The 18,764-nt window shown below is 68.3% G+C and carries 19 protein-coding genes; 16 read left to right on the top strand and 3 right to left on the bottom strand.

The window, feature by feature from the left end:
- The first annotated feature begins 241 nt into the window (after positions 1-241).
- From ACZK13_RS03465 to ACZK13_RS03440, 6 genes are all read left to right on the top strand, one after another.
- The gene (locus ACZK13_RS03465; RefSeq protein ID WP_478482263.1) at positions 242-1,990 is read left to right on the top strand and encodes a glutamine--tRNA ligase/YqeY domain fusion protein; all 1,749 of its coding nucleotides are present in this window, start codon (positions 242-244) and stop codon (positions 1,988-1,990) included.
- A gap of 43 nt (positions 1,991-2,033) precedes the next feature.
- Positions 2,034-2,687, top strand: coding sequence for a hypothetical protein (locus ACZK13_RS03460; protein WP_478482262.1), 654 nt, complete (start codon positions 2,034-2,036; stop codon positions 2,685-2,687).
- Positions 2,688-2,737: 50 nt separating this feature from the next.
- Positions 2,738-3,460, top strand: a complete 723-nt coding sequence (locus tag ACZK13_RS03455; RefSeq protein ID WP_125895686.1) for a DUF6348 family protein — start codon at positions 2,738-2,740, stop codon at positions 3,458-3,460.
- A gap of 98 nt (positions 3,461-3,558) precedes the next feature.
- Complete coding sequence (locus tag ACZK13_RS03450; protein WP_004154307.1) at positions 3,559-4,119, top strand: nucleoside deaminase; 561 nt, start codon at positions 3,559-3,561, stop codon at positions 4,117-4,119.
- Positions 4,103-5,170 (top strand): 23S rRNA (cytidine(2498)-2'-O)-methyltransferase RlmM, encoded by a 1,068-nt coding sequence (gene rlmM / locus ACZK13_RS03445; RefSeq protein WP_478482261.1) that lies wholly within the window; start codon positions 4,103-4,105, stop codon positions 5,168-5,170. The genes ACZK13_RS03450 and rlmM overlap by 17 nt, the downstream gene beginning before the upstream one ends.
- Before the next feature lie 49 nt (positions 5,171-5,219).
- Positions 5,220-5,615, top strand: coding sequence for an EF-hand domain-containing protein (locus ACZK13_RS03440; RefSeq protein WP_478445450.1), 396 nt, complete (start codon positions 5,220-5,222; stop codon positions 5,613-5,615).
- A gap of 211 nt (positions 5,616-5,826) precedes the next feature.
- On the opposite strand, the gene ACZK13_RS03435 is transcribed toward ACZK13_RS03440, so the two are convergent.
- Together ACZK13_RS03435 and ubiH are read right to left on the bottom strand one after the other, a co-directional pair.
- Positions 5,827-7,008 carry a UbiH/UbiF family hydroxylase gene (locus ACZK13_RS03435; protein ID WP_049398145.1) on the bottom strand — a complete coding sequence of 394 codons (1,182 nt, stop codon included), beginning with the start codon at positions 7,006-7,008 and terminating at the stop codon, positions 5,827-5,829.
- Positions 7,005-8,213 carry a 2-octaprenyl-6-methoxyphenyl hydroxylase gene (gene ubiH / locus ACZK13_RS03430; RefSeq protein WP_293798322.1) on the bottom strand — a complete coding sequence of 403 codons (1,209 nt, stop codon included), beginning with the start codon at positions 8,211-8,213 and terminating at the stop codon, positions 7,005-7,007. Before ubiH ends, ACZK13_RS03435 begins: the two co-directional genes overlap by 4 nt.
- Positions 8,214-8,319: 106 nt before the next feature.
- Here ubiH and ACZK13_RS03425 point away from each other — a divergent pair, with 106 nt between their 5' ends.
- The 10 genes from ACZK13_RS03425 (at position 8,320) to ACZK13_RS03380 (ending at position 18,176) form a co-directional block, all read left to right on the top strand.
- Positions 8,320-8,904 (top strand): hypothetical protein, encoded by a 585-nt coding sequence (locus ACZK13_RS03425; RefSeq protein ID WP_019338105.1) that lies wholly within the window; start codon positions 8,320-8,322, stop codon positions 8,902-8,904.
- Between the two features lie 8 nt (positions 8,905-8,912).
- Entirely contained in the window at positions 8,913-9,467 is a 555-nt protein-coding gene (locus ACZK13_RS03420; protein ID WP_049460916.1) for a cob(I)yrinic acid a,c-diamide adenosyltransferase, read from the top strand.
- A 9-nt stretch (positions 9,468-9,476) separates the two neighbouring features.
- Positions 9,477-10,415 carry a histone deacetylase family protein gene (locus tag ACZK13_RS03415; protein ID WP_032129908.1) on the top strand — a complete coding sequence of 313 codons (939 nt, stop codon included), beginning with the start codon at positions 9,477-9,479 and terminating at the stop codon, positions 10,413-10,415.
- A gap of 89 nt (positions 10,416-10,504) precedes the next feature.
- Positions 10,505-12,985, top strand: a complete 2,481-nt coding sequence (gene lptD, locus ACZK13_RS03410; protein WP_080355245.1) for an LPS-assembly protein LptD — start codon at positions 10,505-10,507, stop codon at positions 12,983-12,985.
- Complete coding sequence (locus ACZK13_RS03405) at positions 12,982-14,328, top strand: peptidylprolyl isomerase (protein WP_032129906.1); 1,347 nt, start codon at positions 12,982-12,984, stop codon at positions 14,326-14,328. Before lptD ends, ACZK13_RS03405 begins: the two co-directional genes overlap by 4 nt.
- Before the next feature lie 3 nt (positions 14,329-14,331).
- A complete protein-coding gene (gene pdxA, locus ACZK13_RS03400; protein ID WP_049398141.1) occupies positions 14,332-15,312 on the top strand; it encodes a 4-hydroxythreonine-4-phosphate dehydrogenase PdxA in 981 nt (326 codons plus the stop codon).
- Positions 15,309-16,112: a 16S rRNA (adenine(1518)-N(6)/adenine(1519)-N(6))-dimethyltransferase RsmA gene (rsmA, locus tag ACZK13_RS03395; protein WP_369352424.1), complete on the top strand. Its 804-nt coding sequence runs from the start codon at positions 15,309-15,311 to the stop codon at positions 16,110-16,112. Before pdxA ends, rsmA begins: the two co-directional genes overlap by 4 nt.
- 13 nt (positions 16,113-16,125) lie before the next feature.
- Positions 16,126-16,509, top strand: a complete 384-nt coding sequence (gene apaG / locus ACZK13_RS03390; protein ID WP_005412297.1) for a Co2+/Mg2+ efflux protein ApaG — start codon at positions 16,126-16,128, stop codon at positions 16,507-16,509.
- 15 nt (positions 16,510-16,524) lie between these two features.
- Positions 16,525-17,550 (top strand): symmetrical bis(5'-nucleosyl)-tetraphosphatase, encoded by a 1,026-nt coding sequence (locus ACZK13_RS03385; RefSeq protein ID WP_478482260.1) that lies wholly within the window; start codon positions 16,525-16,527, stop codon positions 17,548-17,550.
- Positions 17,547-18,176, top strand: a complete 630-nt coding sequence (locus ACZK13_RS03380; protein WP_478482259.1) for a DUF1287 domain-containing protein — start codon at positions 17,547-17,549, stop codon at positions 18,174-18,176. Before ACZK13_RS03385 ends, ACZK13_RS03380 begins: the two co-directional genes overlap by 4 nt.
- An 89-nt stretch (positions 18,177-18,265) precedes the next feature.
- Here ACZK13_RS03380 and ACZK13_RS03375 read toward each other — a convergent pair whose 3' ends face one another.
- Positions 18,266-18,757, bottom strand: coding sequence for a dihydrofolate reductase (locus ACZK13_RS03375; RefSeq protein ID WP_285303309.1), 492 nt, complete (start codon positions 18,755-18,757; stop codon positions 18,266-18,268).
- Positions 18,758-18,764: the final 7 nt, after the last annotated feature.

Below are 18,764 nucleotides of genomic sequence, written 5' to 3'. Positions count from 1 at the left end.
CAGGATTCCAGCATACGCCCGGGGGCTGAATGGTGGTGGTGACGGCGCATGACCGTTCTGCCGGCCAGCGGCCGGCACTACCCAATTGCACGGCGATCCACATTCCGCCGGCCGGCGGCCGGCGCTACCGGAAGAGGGGTTGGTAGTGCCGGCCGCTGGCCGGCATCCCCACGCCCCACCGGGCAGCCCTGCCCGGTACGCGCTAGACTGTTGGTCTTTCTGCCTTTCTTTTCGCCGACTCATGTCCGAGCACACCCCCGCCAGCCCCGAGACCCCCGCCGACAGCCACGAAAAGCGCGATTTCATCCGCCAGATCGTGCGCGAGGACCTGGCCAGCGGAAAGCACCAGGCGATCAAGACCCGTTTCCCGCCGGAACCGAACGGCTACCTGCACATCGGCCATGCCAAGTCGATCTGCCTGAACTTCGGCATCGCCGGCGAGTTCAGCGGCGTCTGCAACCTGCGCTTCGATGACACCAACCCGGCCAAGGAAGACCCGGAATACGTGGCCGCGATCCAGGACGACGTGCGCTGGCTGGGCTTCAGCTGGAACGAACTGCGCCACGCCTCGGACTATTTCCAGACCTACTACCTGGCCGCCGAGAAGCTGATCGAACAGGGCAAGGCCTATGTCTGCGACCTGTCGGCCGAGGAAGTGCGCGCCTACCGCGGCACCCTCACCGAGCCGGGCCGCCCGTCGCCGTGGCGCGACCGCAGCGTCGAGGAAAACCTCGATCTGTTCCGCCGCATGCGCGCAGGTGAATTCCCGGATGGCGCGCGCACCCTGCGCGCGAAGATCGACATGGCCAGCGGCAACATCAACCTGCGCGATCCGGCGCTGTACCGCATCAAGCACGTCGAGCACCAGAACACCGGCAACGCGTGGCCGATCTACCCGATGTACGACTTCGCCCACGCGCTGGGTGATTCGATCGAGGGCATCACCCACTCGCTGTGCACGCTGGAGTTCGAAGACCACCGCCCGCTGTACGACTGGTGCGTGGACAACGTTGATTTCGCCCATGACGATGCGCTGACCCAGCCGCTGGTCGATGCCGGCCTGCCGCGCGAAGCCGCCAAGCCGCGCCAGATCGAGTTCTCGCGCCTGAACATCAACTACACGGTGATGAGCAAGCGCAAGCTGATGGCGCTGGTCACCGAGCAGCTGGTGGACGGCTGGGAAGACCCGCGCATGCCGACCCTGCAGGGCCTGCGTCGCCGTGGCTACACCCCGGCCGCGATGCGCCTGTTCGCCGAGCGCGTGGGCATCAGCAAGCAGAACTCGCTGATCGACTTCAGCGTGCTGGAAGGCGCGTTGCGCGAAGACCTGGACAGTGCAGCGCCGCGCCGCATGGCAGTGATCGATCCGGTCAAGCTGGTGCTGACCAATCTGCCTGAGGGCCATGAAGAACAGCTGACCTTCAGCAACCACCCGAAAGACGAGAGCTTCGGCAGCCGGGAAGTGCCGTTCGCACGGGAAGTGTGGATCGACCGCGAGGACTTCGCCGAAGTGCCGCCGAAGGGCTGGAAGCGCCTGGTGCCGGGTGGCGAAGTGCGCCTGCGCGGCGCCGGCATCATCCGCTGCGACGAAGTGATCAAGGATGCCGGCGGCACCATCACCGAGCTGCGCGGCTGGCTGGATCCGGAATCGCGTCCGGGCATGGAAGGCGCCAACCGCAAGGTCAAGGGCACCATCCACTGGGTCAGCGCCGTGCATGGCGTGCCGGCCGAGATCCGCCTGTACGACCGCCTGTTCTCGGTGCCGAACCCGGATGATGAATCGGAAGGCAAGACCTACCGCGATTACCTCAATCCGGAATCGCGCCGCACCGTCACCGGCTATGTCGAGCCGGCCGCGGCCAGCGCCGCGCCGGAGCAGTCGTTCCAGTTCGAACGTACCGGCTACTTCGTCGCCGACCGCCGCGACCACACCGAAGCCAAGCCGGTGTTCAACCGCAGCGTGACCCTGCGCGATACCTGGTCGGCCTGAGGACCTGCGCGGGCGCCAGCACGGCGCCCGCACGCCATCGACAATGATCACCGCCCTCTCCGTCCTGTTCTGGTTCATCTCGCAGCATCCGCTGCTGACGTTCTTTGCAGCGATGGTGCTGGCCGGGCTGGTCTCGTGGTGGCGGCGCTTTCCGGGCTACGCCATCGTGGTGTTCCCGCTGGCGATGCTCAACATGTTCCTCGGCCACTTCCTCAACGCCACCTTCCTCAACGTGGTGGGCGAGCGTGGTGAAGCGGTGATCGTCAAGGCCGAGCGAACCAGCTCCACGCTCAACGAGCAGTACATCTGGCGCTACGAAGGGGTGCTGCGTACGGCCGAGGGCCGCGACGTGGAGGTGGTGTTCCACACCAACACCGCCTCGCTGTGGCCGCTGGAGAACGCGATCCGCATCCCGGCGCGCGACCAGCCGTTCGTGGTCAAGTACACGCCGGGTTTCCCGCGCAACTTCGTCATCCTCACCAATGAATCGCCGCACGGCATCGCCCAGGCCCGGGCCAGCGCGCGCGAGCGGGTGGAAGTGGCGGCGCGCAAGCTGCACTTCAGCCCGGGCAATGCCGATTTCCGCGCGGACTATCGCCGCGAACTGGAAACGTGGCTGCGCGACCACGGCAACGATCCGCAGCAGCAGTCCGACGCGCAGCGATATCGCGCCGAACTTGACGCGCTCGACCGCTAGATCCCCAGGCCTTGCCTGGATGTTCCACCCCATCCATCCACAGGCCTGACATGACCACGACCTCCACCGCCCTCCTCCCGCTGCTGCAGCAGGTCCTGCAGGAGGCCGGCATCGCCAGCCACGTCGACGGCGACGCGCTGCTGCTGGACAGCGGCCTGCGCCTGACCCCGCATGCGATGGCCGCGCACGCGCGCGACAACGGCGGCTGGCAGACATCTACCGTCATCGAGAGCCAGCATCCGCTGCTGTTCGCCGATGGCCTGTTCGAGTACCAGCACGCCAACGGTGCCGATGAGCAGGCATCGCTGCTGTCTGGCTTCCAGACCTGGGTGCGGGTGGACCTGGCGACGCTGCAGACCGCGATCGGCGCCGAAGACGCGCAGGGCCTGCCGATGATGGGCCTGACCTATCCGGCCGGTGACGATGGCGAGGAACACGAGCGCACCGTGGTACTGGGGCCGCTGGCGCACTACCGCGCACAGGAGGTGGATGCCTCCACCTGCAGCGAGGACGACCACGGTTCCTGCCCCTGCTGCCTGTTCACCCGCAGTATGGAGGCCTTCGATGAGCTGCTGAAAGCCCGCCAGTTCCTCGCCATCCGCCTGTTCGCCTCGCGCGATGCCGACGGCCTGTGCGAAGCCGACTGCCGGGTCAACGGCCACGACTTCGCCGCCGCCCTGCCCCTGCTGCGCGCCTACGCGGCCAGCTGGCCGCAGGCCGGGCTGGAGTTCCGCAAGCAGTACGTAGTGATCCGCACCGGCTCGCCGGGCTGACCCACCGCCACACCCGATACAGGCCGGTGCGGCTACACTGCGCGCCGGTTTCCCAAGCAACCGCACCTTCTTCCATCCCATTACGAGGCACCCCCGCGATGCTGTACGCGCAAGTCCACCTGACCCTTCCCGCCTGGATCCACGACCAGATCGACCTGGATCGTCGATATCCGGGCGATGAGGCCAAGGTCGCGCTGGCGATCGAGCTGTCGCGGCTGAACGTCGAGCACGCCAGTGGCGGCCCGTTCGGCGCCGTGGTGTTCGGCCCGGATGACAAGGTGATCGCCGCCGGCGTGAACCGGGTGATGCCGCACGCGACCTCGCTGGCGCATGCCGAGAACATGGCCTACATGCTGGCCCAGCAGCGCCTGCAGACCCCGCGCCTGAACGCGGTGCTGTCGCCGGTCACCCTGGCCACCAGCTCGCAGCCGTGCTGCCAGTGCTACGGCGCCACGGTGTGGGCCGGCATCGATCGCCTGCTGATCGGTGCCAACTCGGCCGACGTCGAAGAGCTGACCCCGTTCGACGAAGGCCCGCTGCCGGCCGACTGGGTGGGTGAACTCAACAAGCGCGGCATCGAAGTGGTGCAGGGCCTGAACCGCGACGCCGCACGCAGCGTGCTGCGCGCCTATGGGGAAAGCGATGGCGCCCGTTACTGAGGCCGGCATCGGCCTGCTGTGCCTGTGCCGGCAGGGCTTCGAGCCCGAGCTGGCCGGCGAACTGCAGTTCCGCGCCGGTGAAGCCGGTTTCGCCGGCTACGCGCGCACCCAGCGCAATGATGGCTACGTGCTGTTCATGTGCGACGAAGCTGCGGCACTGGCGCCGCGCCTGCGCTGGCGCGAACTGATCTTCGCACGGCAGAAGCTGGTGGTGCTGGCCGAGCTGCCGCAGCTGGACCCGGCCGACCGCATCACCCCGATGCTGGAGGTGCTGGCCGATGCGCCGCGCTTCGGCGACCTGTGGGTGGAACATCCCGATTCGGACGCCGGCAAGCCGCTGTCCGGGCTGGCCCGTGCCTTCGGCAATGCGCTGCGCCCGGCGCTGCGCAAGGCCGGCAAGCTCACCGACAAGCCGAACGACCATCTGCCGCGCCTGCACGTGGTGTTCGTCGACGGCACCCACGCCTTCGTCTGCGTGGCCGACCCGGCCGACAGCGCGCCGTGGGCACTGGGCATCCCGCGATTGAAGCTGCTGCCCGAAGCGCCGTCGCGTTCGGCGCTGAAGCTGGACGAAGCACTGCTGACCCTGTTGACCCCGGAAGAGCGCGAGGCGCTGGCCAGGCCCGGCATGCGCGCGGCCGACCTGGGTGCCGCACCGGGCGGCTGGACCTGGGTGCTGACGCGCCAGCACATGCACGTGCTGAGCATCGACAACGGCCCGCTGCGCCAGCACGTGCTGGACACCGGCCTGGTCGAGCACCTGCGTGCCGATGGCTTCCACTGGCACCCGGAACAGCCGCTGGACTGGATGGTCTGCGACATGGTCGAGCAGCCGCGGCGCGTGGCCGAACGCATGGCCACCTGGTTCCGCGAAGGCTGGTGCAGGCACGCGATCTTCAATCTGAAGCTGCCGATGAAGAAGCGCTGGGACGAAACCCGCTTGTGCCTGGACCTGTTCCAGGAGCAGGCCGGCAAGCCGCTGGTGGTACGTGCCAAGCAGCTGTATCACGACCGTGAAGAGATCACGGTGCTGGCCTCGCCGCTGCGCTGAGGCCATCGCGCCCGCCGGGCATGGCCCGGCGCTACCGAGGAAGGGAACCATGCGATACCACCCGCTCGCCATGCTGATCACCGTGCTGGCAGCCACACCGGCCATTGCCCAGCAGCTGCCGCACACCCCTGCACAGAGCCAGCCACTGGGCCCGACCGGCGGCGCGATCCGCCAGCAACCGCTGGATGCCGGCCGGGTCAGCGGCAGCGTCGAGATTGCACGGCCAGCCGGCGAGGCACAGGTGACCGTGCGTTCGCTGGAACCGAGCAGCGTGGTCGGCCAGTACCGCATCCACTTCGCCGCGCTGGATGTGAACGGTGATGGCTTCATCAGCCGCGAGGAAGCGCAGGCCAATCCGGCGCTGGCCGATGAGTTCAATGCGTTGGACGTGAAGCGTCGCGGCAAGCTGGATCGTGCCGACCTAGCTGGTTGGCTGGTTGATTGATCCACCGGCGCGATCTTCATCCACGCATGGCGTGGATCTACTGGATCAACGGCGGTAGCGGAGCCCGCTTCTGGTAGGTGCCAACCTTGGTTGGCACATCCATCAGGCATCCTGGGCCCAGATGAGGCGAGGGTACTTCCAGCCTTGTGCCAACCAAGGTTGGCACCTACCAGAGCGGCGTTGGCACCTGCCAGAGCGACCTGTATTCCGGTCAGACCCCGGCGGCGCGCTTCCAGAACGCCTGCACCAGCGGCGGCCATTTGCCGACACAGCCCAGCGCGCGGCCGCGGGCCAGGGTCAGGTGCATTTCGTCGTTGGAGAACAGCCGATTGATCGCATCGAAACTGTAGGCGGCGATGTGGTTGTCGCTGCGCCGTTCGCGTGCCCAGCGCTGCAGGCGCTGCGGCGACAGCCGCGGCTGGCCGCGGCGTTCGGCCGACGGCGCCAGCCACTGCTGCAGGGCGGCGACATCGCGCAGGCCCAGGTTCACGCCCTGCCCGGCCAGCGGATGCACCACATGCGCAGCATCACCCAGCGCCAGCACGCGGCCAGCCACGTAGTGACGGGCCAGCTGGCGACGCAGCGGGAAGGCCGCACGCGGTGACGCCAATCGCAGTTCGCCCAGGCGCGCGGCGAAGGCGCGGGTCAGTTCGCGGTTGAAGGCGTCCTCGTCCAGGGCCAGTACGCGAGCCGCTTCATCCTCGGGCAGGGTCCAGACGATCGAACTGCGGCGCTCGGCCACCGGCAGCAGCGCCAGCGGCCCGGTCGGCAGGAAGCGCTGCCATGCGGTGGCCTGGTTGGGAAGATCGCTGTCCACATAGGCCACCACGCCACGCTGGTGGTAGTCATGCTTTTCAACCTCGATCCCGGCCAGCTGGCGCAGGGTTGACTCGGCACCGTCGGCGGCCACCGCCAGCGCCGCTTCCAGGCGGCGCCCGTCATCCAGCCGCAGGCGCACGCCGTCTTCATCCTGTTCCAGCGCTTCCACCCGTGCCGGGCAGTGCAGCTGCACGCCCGCCGCCGGCAGCGCCGCCCACAGGCGATCCTGCAGCAGGCCGTTCTCGACGATGTAGCCCAGCTCACGACGGCCGAAGCGATCGGCGTCGAACAACAGATCCTCGCCACCCGCGGCATCCCACACCTGCATGCGCCGGTAAGGCCAGGCGCGGGCCTGCGCGATGGCTGGCCACACACCCAGGCGGTTCAACAGCTGCACGTTGTCGGCGGCGAAGGCGAACACCCGCAGGTCCGGCTGTGCGGCCTGCCACGGTGCCGGTTCGCGGCCTTCCACCAGCGCAACCGACAGGCCGGCATCGGCCAGCGCCAGCGCACACGCGGCACCGACCACGCCACCACCAACGATGGCCACATCAAGACGCGTGCGCCGGCTCATGCGGCTTCTCCGCGGCACAGGCGCGGCACGTCACCACGGAAGCCCATCGCACCACCGACCAGCATCGACTGCACCGACGCGCGCTGTGCGGCCACCAGGCCGAGGCTGCGCAGCGGCCGCATCAGCGGTGCCGGGTTGCTGGTCAATCGTGCCAGCCCACCGGAGAACGCCACCGTCTGCCGGCGATCTTCCTCGCGGCGCGCGACGTAGGCCTTCAGCAGCGCATCGCTGCCGGCATCCTCATGCGCATCCTCCAGCAGTTCGGCCAGGGTCAGCGCATCGCGAAGGCCCAGGTTGAAGCCCTGTGCGCCCAGCGGATGGATGGTCTGCGCGGCATTGCCGAGCAGCACCGTGCGCTCACCGGCCAGCGCGCGCGCCAGCACCTGGATGAGCGGGTAGGCACTGCGCGGGCCGGATTCAAGCAGGCGGCCGGCACGCCAGCCGATCGCGTTCTGCAGGCGTTGCAGCCAGGCCGCATCGTCCAACGCCATCACCGCATCGACCTGGTCGCGCGCTACGCCGTGCACGGTTCCGAAGTGACGATCGCCACGCGGCAGCAGGGCGGTTGGGCCGGTATCGGTGAAGCGTTCCCAGGCGGTGCCATCCGGCGCGCGCTGGCTGCGCACGCGGGCCACGAACAGGGTCTGCTGGAAATCATGGCGGTCGACTTCGATGCCCAGCGCGCCACGCACGCCGCTGGTGGTGCCATCGGCCCCCACCACCAACCGTGCCAGCAGCACGCGTTCGCCAGCCTGGTCAGCCACCCGTACCTGGCGGTAACCATCGACCACCTCACCCAGCCCCAGGAACCGCATCGGCCGGTAACGGCGCAGGCGCGGCAGTTCCTGCAGGCGCGCTTCCAGCGCCTGGCCGAAATCGCGCGCGACCACCACCTGGCCGAACCACGGCCGGTCGTAATCGGCCGCTTCGAGCTGCACACGGCCGAAATCGCCGGCACGACTGACATGGATGCGCCGGATCGGGCCCGGTGCCATCGCCAGCTTCTGCATCACCCCCAGCGCGGTCAGCGCATTGACGGTGGCAGCGGCGAAACTGAGATTGCGCTGGTCGAACACCGCAGGCAGCTCGCCGGCCGGGCTGGCCTCAAGCAGGCCCACGTCGCGGCCCAGGCGGTCCAGGGCAATGGCCAGGCTGGCACCCACCAGGCCACCACCGACAATCAGCACGTCATGTCGTTCACTCATGTGTTCATGATACGCGCTCGCCCCGACTGTACGCCGAACGGGCGGCACCTGCGCCAACCTGCGCGGCGGGCTAGAATGAAACCTGAATCCGCTCCGGGCCCCCACCATGTCCGATACCGCCAACCGCGCCTTCGTCCTGTCCGTACTCGTACTGCTGCTGGCGGCGACCCGGGTCAATCACTTCGCGGCCATTCCGGATGCCTCCTGGGCCGTGTTCTTCATCGGTGGCTTCTACCTGGCGCGCTGGACGCGCTGGGCGTTCCCGCTGCTGATGGTGTTCGCGGTGCTGGTGGACTGGATCGTGATCCGCAGCAGCGGTCTGGATTTCTGGCAGCACTACTGCGTGTCGCCGGGCTACTGGCTGCTGCTGCCGGCCTACTTCTCTTTGTGGGCCGGCGGCATGCTGCTGGGCCGCAACTACCAGAGCGCGCGCTGGCCGGTACTGGCCAAGGGCGCACTGCTGCTGGTCGCTTCGGTGGCGGTCTGCCACCTGCTGGCACAGGGCGGTTTCTACTGGAGCAGCCGCAACGTGGCCGAGCCGACCCTGGCCGGCTGGGCACAGAACTACGCGCAGTGGTTCGGGCCCTACCTGCGCACCACGGCGATCTATGTGGCGCTGGCCGCCGCCCTGCAGCTGGCCGTGGAGCAGGTGCTGAAGCTCCAGCAGGCCCGCCGCGACATCCGCCACTGAGCCGCGCCATGGGTCATCGCCTCTCGCGCATCTACACCCGCACCGGCGACGACGGCAGTACCGGCCTTGGCGACGGCCAGCGCGTAGCCAAGGATGACGCCCGCGTGGCGTCCTACGGCACCGTCGACGAGGCCAATGCCGCGCTCGGCCTGCTGCTGGCCGCGCCCCTGCCCGAGGATGTGCGCGCGCTGGTGGTGCATCTGCAGCACCAGTTGTTCGACCTGGGCGCCGAGCTGTGCATTCCCGGCCATGCCGCGATCCACGCCGCCGACGTCTCGGCCCTGGAACAGCAGCTGGACCATTACAACGCCGACCTGCCGATGCTGAAGGAATTCATCCTGCCGGCCGGCGGCGAAGCCGCCGCGCGCTGCCATCTGGCCCGCACCATCGTCCGCCGCGCCGAGCGCGAGACGGTCACCCTGGCCCGCCACGAGGCCGTGCGCAGCGAGGCGCTGCAGTATCTCAACCGGCTGTCGGACCTGCTGTTCGTGCTGGCCCGGGTGCTGGCCCGTGCCGATGGCCACGGCGAAGCGCTGTGGCAACCACAGCAGCGCCAGCGCTGAGTCGGCACGATGCTGGTCTATACCCACCCGTCCTGCCTGCTGCATGACCCCGGCCCCGGCCACCCGGAGTGCCCGCAGCGCCTGCAGTACGTACTCGACGCACTGCACGCCGCCTTCCCTGATCAGCTGGACTGGCGCGAGGCGCCGCCGGCCAAGTTCGGCGAACTGACCCGGGTCCACGACAGCGCCCTGCTCGACTTCGTGCTGCAGCCGCAGACCGCGCCGCTGCGCCAGCTGGACATGGACACCTGGACCTCGCCCGGCTCGGCCAGCGCCGCCGTGCACGCCGCCGGTGCCGGCGTGGCCGCGGTCGATGCGGTGATGCTGGGCGAGGACCCGCTGGCCTTCTGCGCGGTACGCCCGCCGGGCCACCACGCCACCAGCAGCACGGCGATGGGCTTCTGCCTGCTGAACAACATCGCCATCGCTGCCGCCTATGCCCGTGACCGCCATGGCCTGGAGCGTATCGCGGTGGTCGACTTCGACGTCCACCACGGCAATGGCACCCAGGACATCTTCCAGCACGATGCCCGGGTCTCCTACTACAGCACCCACCAGGCCGGGCTGTTCCCCAATTCCGGCCTGCGCCGCGACCGCGGTGCCGGCAACCTGATGAACATCCTGTTGCCACCGGGCAGCGGCGGCTTCCGCTTCCGCAACGTCTGGGCCGACGAGATGCTGCCAGCCATCGACGACTTCCGTCCGCAGCTGCTGCTGATCTCCGCCGGCTTCGACGCCCACCTGCGCGACCCGCAGGCCGATCTGATGCTGGAGACCGACGATTTCGCCTGGATCACCCGTGAACTGCATGCGCTGGCACGCCGTCACGCCGCCGGCCGGGTGGTCTCGATGCTGGAGGGCGGCTACGACCTGCAGGCCCTGGCCGAGTGCAGCGTGGCCCATGTCCAGGCCCTGATCACCCCCTCTGCGGGTGCCTCCGCCGGATGAACCCGAACCGGCAGGCTCCGGCGCCCTTCATTGCCCCTATGCAAGGGATGGGGCAAGCTACCGTCCGTTTTCGCCCGAATCCGAACCGCGTGCGCCGAGCCCTCCGCCTGCTTCCCCTGCCTCTGAGCATCGCCATCAGCCTGCCGGCGATGGCCGATGATAAGCCGCTCAACTGGGGCCTGTGCCCGGCCACCGACGTCATTCCCGCGTTCACCGACGCCCCCACCCCGGTCCCGGCCCAGGACAAGGCTGCTGCCGCAGCCGCCCGTGAGAACCAGCCGACCGACATCGAAGGCGACCAGCTGCTGGGCACCACCACGGTGCCGCAGTACGAGGGCAACGTGGCGCTGCGCCGGGGTGACCAGTTCGTCGGTACCGACAAGCTCAGCTTCGACACCGAGACCGGCAACTACATCGCCGACGGCAATGTCCGCTACCAGGACGGGTCGATCCGGATGGTCGCCAAGCGCGCCGAAGGCAACCAGGAAAGCGACACCCACAAGATCTCCGACATCAAGTACCAGCTGGTGTCGCGCCGGGGCAACGGTGATGCCGAGTCGGTCGACCTGCAGGGCGCGGTCGGCCAGATGCACCGCTCCACCTACACCACCTGCGACCCGTCGCAGCCGGTGTGGAAGCTGTCGGCGCCGCAGATCGAAGTGGACAACGACGAAGGCTTCGGCACGGCCCGCAACGCCGTGCTGCGGATCGGCAAGGTGCCGGTGCTGTGGGCGCCCTACTTCAAGTTCCCGATCGATGACCGCCGCAAGACCGGCCTGCTGTTCCCGCAGCTGGGCATGTCCGGGCGCAATGGCTTCGATTATGCGCAGCCGATCTATTTCAACCTGGCGCCGAACTACGACGACACCCTGACCCCGCGCTACATGAGCCGGCGCGGCCTGCTGCTCGACAACGAGTTCCGCTACCTCTACAACGGCGGCCGTGGCGAGGTGCTGACCAGCTACATGCCCAACGACAAGCTGCGCGACCGCGACCGCGGCCGGGTGATGTTCGACGGCTACCACAACGTGAACAGCCACTGGCAGGCCCGCGCCAACCTGGCCTGGGTGAGCGACGAACGCTATGTCGAGGACTTCGCCAACCGCTTGGTGGGGGTGACCGCCTCCAACCTGCAGAGCACCATCGGCCTGTACGGCACAGGCCAGAACTGGACGGCCGGCATCATGGCCGACCGCTGGCAGCTGACCGACTACACCCTCGACGAGCGCGCCCTGCCCTACAACCGCGAGCCACGCCTGTTCTTCAACTGGAACAAGCCGGTGCTGCCGTGGCTGGAAACCGGCATCTACACCGAAGCGGTGCGCTTCACCCACGACGACGTCAACTTCAAGTACGACGCCAGTGCCGGCACCGACCTGCAGTACACCCGCAACGGGCAGGTGCAGCGCATGTTCGGTGGCTCGCGCCTGGACGTGAAGCCCTACGTGTCGTTCCCGATCAGTGGCGCAGCCTGGTACGTAACCCCGACCCTGGCCTACCGCTACACCGCCTATGACCTGGATCGCGGCCTGGCCGACAGCGTCCGCCGTACCGTGCTCACCTCCCAGGGCATCGATCCGAACACCGCCACGCCCGAGCAGCTGCGCGGCAATACCTCGCCCAGCCGCAGCCTGCCGATCGGCAGCCTCGATGCCGGCCTGTTCTTCGACCGCGAGACCACCATCCGCGGCAAGTCGTTCCTGCACACCCTGGAGCCGCGCCTGTTCTACCTGCGCACGCCCTACCGCAACCAGGACGAGCTGCCGATCTTCGACACCCGTGACTTCACCTTCAGCTGGGGCCAGCTGTTCCGCGACTCGCGCTATACCGGCGCCGACCGCCAGAACGATGCCAACCAGCTGACCCTGGCACTGGGCACCCGCTTCATCGACCAGACCACCGGCAAGGAACGCTTCTCGGCCGCGATCGGCCAGATCCAGTACTTCGACGAATCGCGGGTGAGCACCACGCCGGGCGGCGCGCCGGTGGAGAAGGGCAAGTCGGCATGGATCGCCGACGGCAACTACATGATCAACGACCGCTGGACCCTGGGCGCCACCTACCAGTGGGACCCGAAGTACAAGCGCGAGGATCTGGCCAGCGTCCGCGCCCGTTATCTGATGCCCAACGATGGCGTGATCAACCTCAGCTACCGCTACCGCATCAATGCCGGCGCCCCGGCAACCGCCAACAAGCATGACCGGACCCTGCTGGAGCAGGCCGACCTGTCGTTCCTGTACCCGCTGAATGCGCGCTGGAGCCTGGTGGGCCGGTATTACTACTCGCTGCAGGACAAGGAACCGCTGGAGATCATCGCCGGCGTGCAGTGGGACAGCTGCTGCCTGGCCGTGCGTGCAGTGGCCCGCCGCTACGTGCGCAACCGCGAAGGCGACATGAACAATTCCATCCAGCTGGAGTTCGTCCTCAAGGGCCTCAGCTCCATCGGCCAGGACACGGACCGTACGCTGCGCCGTGCTATCCTCGGCTACAACCGCGACGACCTCTATCTCGTGCCGCCCAGCAACACCGGGGCGACCCGGGATGACTACGATCCGAATCAGATCCCATGACCAAGCGCTTCCCCGTTCTTCTCGCCTCCCTGCTGGCGGTGTCCAGCGTGTCCGCCCCCCTGCAGGTGCTCGCGCAGGAGGCGCAGCCGTTGGACCGCATCGCCGCCGTCGTCGACGAGGACGTGATCCTGCAGAGCGAGCTCCAGCGTGCGATCGCCAACATCAAGGCGCAGTACGCCGGCCGTGAAAACCAGCTGCCGCCGGAAGACGTACTCAGCCGCCAGGTGCTCGAGCGCCTGGTGCTGGTCAAGCTGCAGGTGGCCCGCGCCCAGGGCAGCGGCATCCGCGTCAGCGACCAGGAGCTGAACCAGGCGATGAATGCCATCGCCCAGCAGAACGGCTCGAACCTGGATGCACTGCGCCAGCGCCTGGCCCACGACGGCATCGACTTCAACGATTTCCGCGCTTCGGTGCGCGATGAAATCACCGTGCAGCGCCTGCGCCAGAGCTTCGCGCAGAGCCGCATCAGCGTCAGCGAGGGCGAAGTCGACGCCGCCCTGAAGCAGCAGGCCACGGTTGGCAACCAGTACCACCTGGCGCACATCCTGATCGCCCTGCCCGACGGCTCCAACGCCGACCAGATCGCCACCGGCCAGAAGAAGGCCGAAGGCGTGAAGGCCCTGCTGGACAAGGGTGAGCTGGACTTCAACGCCGCCGCCGTGCGTTATTCGGACAGCCCCAACGCGCTGGAAGGCGGCGACCTGGGCTGGCGCAGCCTGGACGAAATCCCGCAGGCCTTCGCGCAGATGATGGAAAAGATGAAGCCCGGCGAAGTGGTCGGCCCGATCCGCGGCCCCAGCGGCTTCCAGCTGCTGAAGCTGGTGGAAGTGCGTGATGCCAGCGCCGCCAGCGGTGGCGAGCACACGGTCACCGAGTACCACGGCCGCCACATCCTGGTGCGCGTGGACGATCACCAGACCGACGCTGCCGCCAAGGCCAAGATCGATACCTTGCGTGCCCGCATCGCCGGTGGCGCGGACTTCGAGACCGTGGCCAAGGAGTCCTCCGAGGACAACAACAGCAAGGGCCAGGGCGGCGATCTGGGCTGGTTCCCGGCCGACGCGTTCGGTCCGGCGTTCGGCCAGCAGGTGTCCGGCATCCAGGACGGCGGCGTCAGCCAGCCGTTCCGCACCGATGCCGGCTGGCACATCGTGCAGCGCGTGGGCACCCGCCAGACCGACGTGACCACTGACAACCAGCGTGCCCAGGTCCGCGAGACCATCGGCCGCCGCAAGCTGGAAGACGAGTACAACCGCTTCCTGCAGGAACTGCGTGGCGAAGCCTACGTCAGCTTCCGCAGCGGCGACCGCGCGGAAAACACCGCCACGCCGCCGCAGTCCTGACCGATGCGCCCCGAGCTCGCTCTGGTACCGGGCGAGCCCGCCGGGATCGGCCCGGAGCTGTGTGTCCGCCTCGTCCAGCAGCCGCGTGAAGATTGCCGGCTGCTGGCCTTCGCCGACCCGGATACCCTGCGCGCGGCCGCGGCCGCGCTGAACCTGCCCCTGCAGCTGTTGCCCGAGGACGCCGAAGCACGCGTCCCCGGCGATCTGCGTGTGCGCGTGGTGGCCAATACCGTGCCCAGCCACTTCGGCCAGGCCAATCCGGCCAACGCCGGCGCCGTCATCGGCGCCCTGCTCGGTGCCGGCCAAGCGTGCCTGTCCGGCGAACTGCACGGCGTAGTCACCGGCCCGGTGCACAAGGCGGTCATCAACGAAGGCGGCATCGCCTACAGCGGCACCACCGAACTGCTGGCCGACCAGGCCGGGGTGAAGGTGGTGATGATGCTGGCCAACCACATCGTGCGCGTGGCCCTGGCCACCACCCACCTGCCACTGCGCGAGGTGGCCGACGCGATCACCGCGCCCGGCCTGGAACACACCCTGCGCACCGTGCACGCTGCGCTGCGCCGCGAATTCGGCCTGCCCGCACCACGCATCGCCGTGCTCGGCCTGAACCCGCATGCCGGTGAAGACGGTCATCTGGGCCGCGAGGAACTGGACCTGGTCATCCCGCTGCTGCAGCGCCTGCGCGCGGAGGGCATGGACCTGATCGGGCCGCTGCCGGCCGATACCGCCTTCCTGCCGGCCAAGCTGGCAGGCTTCGACACCGTGCTGGCGATGTACCACGACCAGGGCCTGCCGGTGCTGAAGTATTCGGGCTTCGAGCAGGCGGTGAACCTGACCCTGGGCCTGCCCTACCCGCGCGTGGCGGTGGACCATGGCACCGCGCTGGACCTTGCCGGCCGCGGCATTGCCGATCCTTCCAGCCTGCAGGCGGCAACGACGCTGTGTGCGCAGCTTGCGCGGCAACGTACACTGAGCGCATGAATTCCCCGCATTCCCCCTCCGGCCCGGTGTTCACCGCCCCGGCCAAGAAGCAGCTTGGCCAGCATTTCCTGGCCGACCGCCACTACATCGACAAGATCGTGATGGCGGTCAACCCGAAAGAAGGTGACCGCCTGGTCGAGATCGGCCCCGGCCAGGGCGCGATCACCCTGCCGCTGCTGCGCGTGCATCCGAAACTGACGGTGATCGAGTTCGACCGCGACCTGATCGCGCCACTGACCGCCGCCGCCGAGCCGCTGGGCGAGCTGACCATCGTCCACCGCGACGTGCTGCGCGTGGACTTCACCGAGCTGGCTGCCGGCCAGCCGATCCGCCTGGTCGGCAACCTGCCCTACAACATCTCCTCGCCGATCCTGTTCCATGCACTGGAACATGCGGCGGTGATCCGCGACATGCACTTCATGCTGCAGAAGGAAGTGGTCGACCGCATGGCCGCCGGCCCCGGCAGCAAGGTGTACGGCCGGCTCAGCGTGATGCTGCAGGCCTACTGCCAGGTGACCTCGCTGTTCGTGGTGCCGCCGGGCGCGTTCCGGCCGCCGCCGAAGGTCGATTCGGCCGTGGTGCGGCTGGTGCCGCGTGACCCGGCCACGATCAACATCCACGACCACAAGCGTTTCGCCGAGGTGGTCAAGGCCGCCTTCGGGCAGCGCCGCAAGACCCTGCGCAACGCCCTGAACAACGTGGTGTCCGCCGAACAGTTCGTTGCCGCCGGCGTGCGTCCCGATGCCCGCGCCGAACAGCTGGACGTGGCCGAATTCATCGCTTTGGCCAATGCCTCCTGATTACACTGCCGGTATGGAAGACGCTGACGTTTATGCCATCTCCGTCGAAGTCGCACCGCGCTTCCTCGACGATCAATCCGCGCCGGAAGACGGGCGCTATGCGTTCGCCTACACGATCCGCATCCACAACCAGGGGCGTGTTGCCGCGCGCCTGGTCGCACGCCACTGGCGCATCACCGATGCCAACGGCCGCGTCGAGCACGTCGATGGTGACGGGGTGATCGGCGAGCAGCCGCGCCTGCGTCCCGGTGAAGACTTCCATTACACGTCCGGTGTCATGCTGGGGACCGATCACGGGACCATGCAGGGCCACTACGACATGGTCGCCGACGACGGCACCGAATTTGCCGCGCCGGTCGCACCTTTCGTGCTGGCCATCCCGCGTACCCTGCACTGACACGGAGGCCGAACGATGAGTGTGTGGGCGATCGGCGACCTGCAGGGCTGCTATGACGTCACCCAGCGACTGCTGGAGAAGATCCGTTTCGACCCGGCGCAGGACACCCTGTGGTTCTGCGGCGACCTGGTCAACCGCGGTGGCCAGTCACTGGAAACGCTGCGGCTGGTGCATTCGCTGCGCGAGCACAGCGTAGTGGTGCTGGGCAACCATGACCTTTCGCTGCTGGCCGTCGGTGCGCGCACCGAAGAGGAACAGCGCAAGGTCAACCCGGACCTGCTGCGCATCGTGCAGGCCGAGGACCGCGACGAACTGCTGGACTGGCTGCGCCTGCAGAAGCTGGTGCACGTGGACCGCGAGCTGGGCTGGATGATGGTGCACGCCGGCCTGGCGCCGAAGTGGACCACGCAGATGGCCGAGAAGCATGCAGCCGAAGTCGAGGTGCAGCTGCACGGCGCCGGCTACCGCAAGCTGTTCCGCAACATGTACGGCGACAAGCCGAGCTGGGCACCGAACCTGTCCGGCTACGACCGCTCGCGCGCGATCATCAACGTGCTCACCCGCATGCGCTACTGCACCCCGCGCGGGCGTATCGGCATCGAGGACAAGGGCACGCCGGGCACCCAGGAACAGGGGCTGTATCCCTGGTTCGAAGTGCCGGGCCGGGTCGAGCGTGACCTCAAGGTGGTCTGCGGCCACTGGTCGGCGCTGGGCCTGACCATCACCCAGGGCGTGCACGCCATCGACACCGGCGCGGTCTGGGGCGGCAAGCTGACCGCGATCCAGCTCGATACCGATGAACTGCGCGTGGTGCAGGTGCCAGGCCGCGATGTACCGGCACCCGTGCCCAACGCCCGCCCGCCAGCGCGCCCGGCGCACGAGCGCCCGGCTGCACCGGCGCAGGGCAAGGAACAGGGCGGCGGCAATGCTCCGGCCCCCAACCCGGGCAACCGCGGCCCGCGCCGTCGTCGTCGCCGTGGTGGCGCTGGTGGTGGTGGCTCCGGCGGTCCCAACAACAACAGCACCCCGCCGCAGGCATGACGCGGCACGGCTGGGCACCATGGACGGTGCTGCTGCTGACGCTGGCCCTGGCCAGCGGCTGCCATCCCGGCTCGCCGACTGCTCCCACGGCTGCGGACAACGCTGAACGCACACCGACGCCGCCACTGGTGGCTGCGGCGCGCGCGCAGATCGGCGTCACCACCCGCTACGACCCTGCCTATCATGTGCTGGCCTATCCCGACGGCGACGTGCCACTGGATCGCGGCGTGTGCACCGATGTGGTGGTGCGCGCCCTGCGCAGCCAGGGCCTGGACCTGCAGGCACGCGTGCATGAAGACATGCGCGGCAACTTCAGTGCCTATCCGGCGATCTGGGGCCTGTCACGGCCGGACCGCAACATCGATCATCGTCGTGTACCGAACCTGATGCGCTGGTTCGAGCGGCAGCGCTGGCAGCAGCCGATCAGCACCGCCGCCGCCGACTACGCAGCCGGCGACATCGTCGCCTGGAAGCTCAACGGCAACGGCCTGCTGCACGTGGGCATCGTCTCCGACCGGCAGCTGGCCGATGGCACGCCGCTGGTGCTGCACAACATCGCGCGCGGCACGCGGGAAGAGAACCTGTTGTTCCAGCACACGATCATCGGGCATTACCGGATGCCGTAGGCAATCCTGTAGAGCCGAGCCATGCTCGGCTACGGGATGTGTCCGGCAACAGCAGCCGAGCATGGCTCGGCTCTACAGATGGGCGGCGGTCAACGGCGCACGTAGTGCACGAAGCGGAACGCGTACGCGTGGCGTTCGTCGGCCGGGTGCGGCTCGCTGCTCACTTCCCGCCAGTCCTGCACGTCCACTTCGGGGAAATGGGTATCGGCGGGGACTTCGGCATCCACCCAGGTCAGGTACAGGTCACTGGCCTGCTCCAGCAGCTGGTGGAAGATCTCGCCGCCGCCGATGATGCACAGCTCGCTGGCGCCCTCGCCTTCGGCAATCAACTTCGCTTCGTCCAGCGACGCCACCGCACGCATGCCCTCGAACGGCACCTGGCCGCTGCGGGTCAGCACCAGGTTGGTCCGCCCCGGCAGCACGCGGCCGATCGACTCGGCGGTCTTGCGCCCCATCAGGATCGGCTTGCCCAGGGTGAGCGCCTTGAAATGCTTGAAATCATCCGGCAGGTGCCAGGGCATGGCATTGCCCTGGCCGATGCCACGGTTGCGGTCCAGCGCCACGATCATCGACAGCTTCATTGCTACC

It is taken from the genome of Stenotrophomonas sp. 99219_Sma (genome assembly GCF_056480785.1).
The sequence above is the reverse complement of the archived record's forward strand: the minus strand, read 5'-3'. Positions and strand labels throughout refer to the sequence as shown.

Excerpts from the sequence above, each read along its gene's own strand:
- ACZK13_RS03465 (WP_478482263.1), top strand. The coding sequence starts at position 242 with ATGTCCGAGCACACCCCCGCCAGCCCCGAGACCCCCGCCGACAGCCAC.
- ACZK13_RS03460 (WP_478482262.1), top strand. The coding sequence starts at position 2,034 with ATGATCACCGCCCTCTCCGTCCTGTTCTGGTTCATCTCGCAGCATCCG.
- ACZK13_RS03455 (WP_125895686.1), top strand. The coding sequence starts at position 2,738 with ATGACCACGACCTCCACCGCCCTCCTCCCGCTGCTGCAGCAGGTCCTG.
- ACZK13_RS03450 (WP_004154307.1), top strand. The coding sequence starts at position 3,559 with ATGCTGTACGCGCAAGTCCACCTGACCCTTCCCGCCTGGATCCACGAC.
- rlmM (WP_478482261.1), top strand. The coding sequence starts at position 4,103 with ATGGCGCCCGTTACTGAGGCCGGCATCGGCCTGCTGTGCCTGTGCCGG.
- ACZK13_RS03440 (WP_478445450.1), top strand. The coding sequence starts at position 5,220 with ATGCGATACCACCCGCTCGCCATGCTGATCACCGTGCTGGCAGCCACA.
- ACZK13_RS03435 (WP_049398145.1), bottom strand. The coding sequence starts at position 7,008 with ATGAGCCGGCGCACGCGTCTTGATGTGGCCATCGTTGGTGGTGGCGTG.
- ubiH (WP_293798322.1), bottom strand. The coding sequence starts at position 8,213 with ATGAGTGAACGACATGACGTGCTGATTGTCGGTGGTGGCCTGGTGGGT.
- ACZK13_RS03425 (WP_019338105.1), top strand. The coding sequence starts at position 8,320 with ATGTCCGATACCGCCAACCGCGCCTTCGTCCTGTCCGTACTCGTACTG.
- ACZK13_RS03420 (WP_049460916.1), top strand. The coding sequence starts at position 8,913 with ATGGGTCATCGCCTCTCGCGCATCTACACCCGCACCGGCGACGACGGC.
- ACZK13_RS03415 (WP_032129908.1), top strand. The coding sequence starts at position 9,477 with ATGCTGGTCTATACCCACCCGTCCTGCCTGCTGCATGACCCCGGCCCC.
- ACZK13_RS03405 (WP_032129906.1), top strand. The coding sequence starts at position 12,982 with ATGACCAAGCGCTTCCCCGTTCTTCTCGCCTCCCTGCTGGCGGTGTCC.
- pdxA (WP_049398141.1), top strand. The coding sequence starts at position 14,332 with ATGCGCCCCGAGCTCGCTCTGGTACCGGGCGAGCCCGCCGGGATCGGC.
- rsmA (WP_369352424.1), top strand. The coding sequence starts at position 15,309 with ATGAATTCCCCGCATTCCCCCTCCGGCCCGGTGTTCACCGCCCCGGCC.
- apaG (WP_005412297.1), top strand. The coding sequence starts at position 16,126 with ATGGAAGACGCTGACGTTTATGCCATCTCCGTCGAAGTCGCACCGCGC.
- ACZK13_RS03385 (WP_478482260.1), top strand. The coding sequence starts at position 16,525 with ATGAGTGTGTGGGCGATCGGCGACCTGCAGGGCTGCTATGACGTCACC.
- ACZK13_RS03380 (WP_478482259.1), top strand. The coding sequence starts at position 17,547 with ATGACGCGGCACGGCTGGGCACCATGGACGGTGCTGCTGCTGACGCTG.
- ACZK13_RS03375 (WP_285303309.1), bottom strand. The coding sequence starts at position 18,757 with ATGAAGCTGTCGATGATCGTGGCGCTGGACCGCAACCGTGGCATCGGC.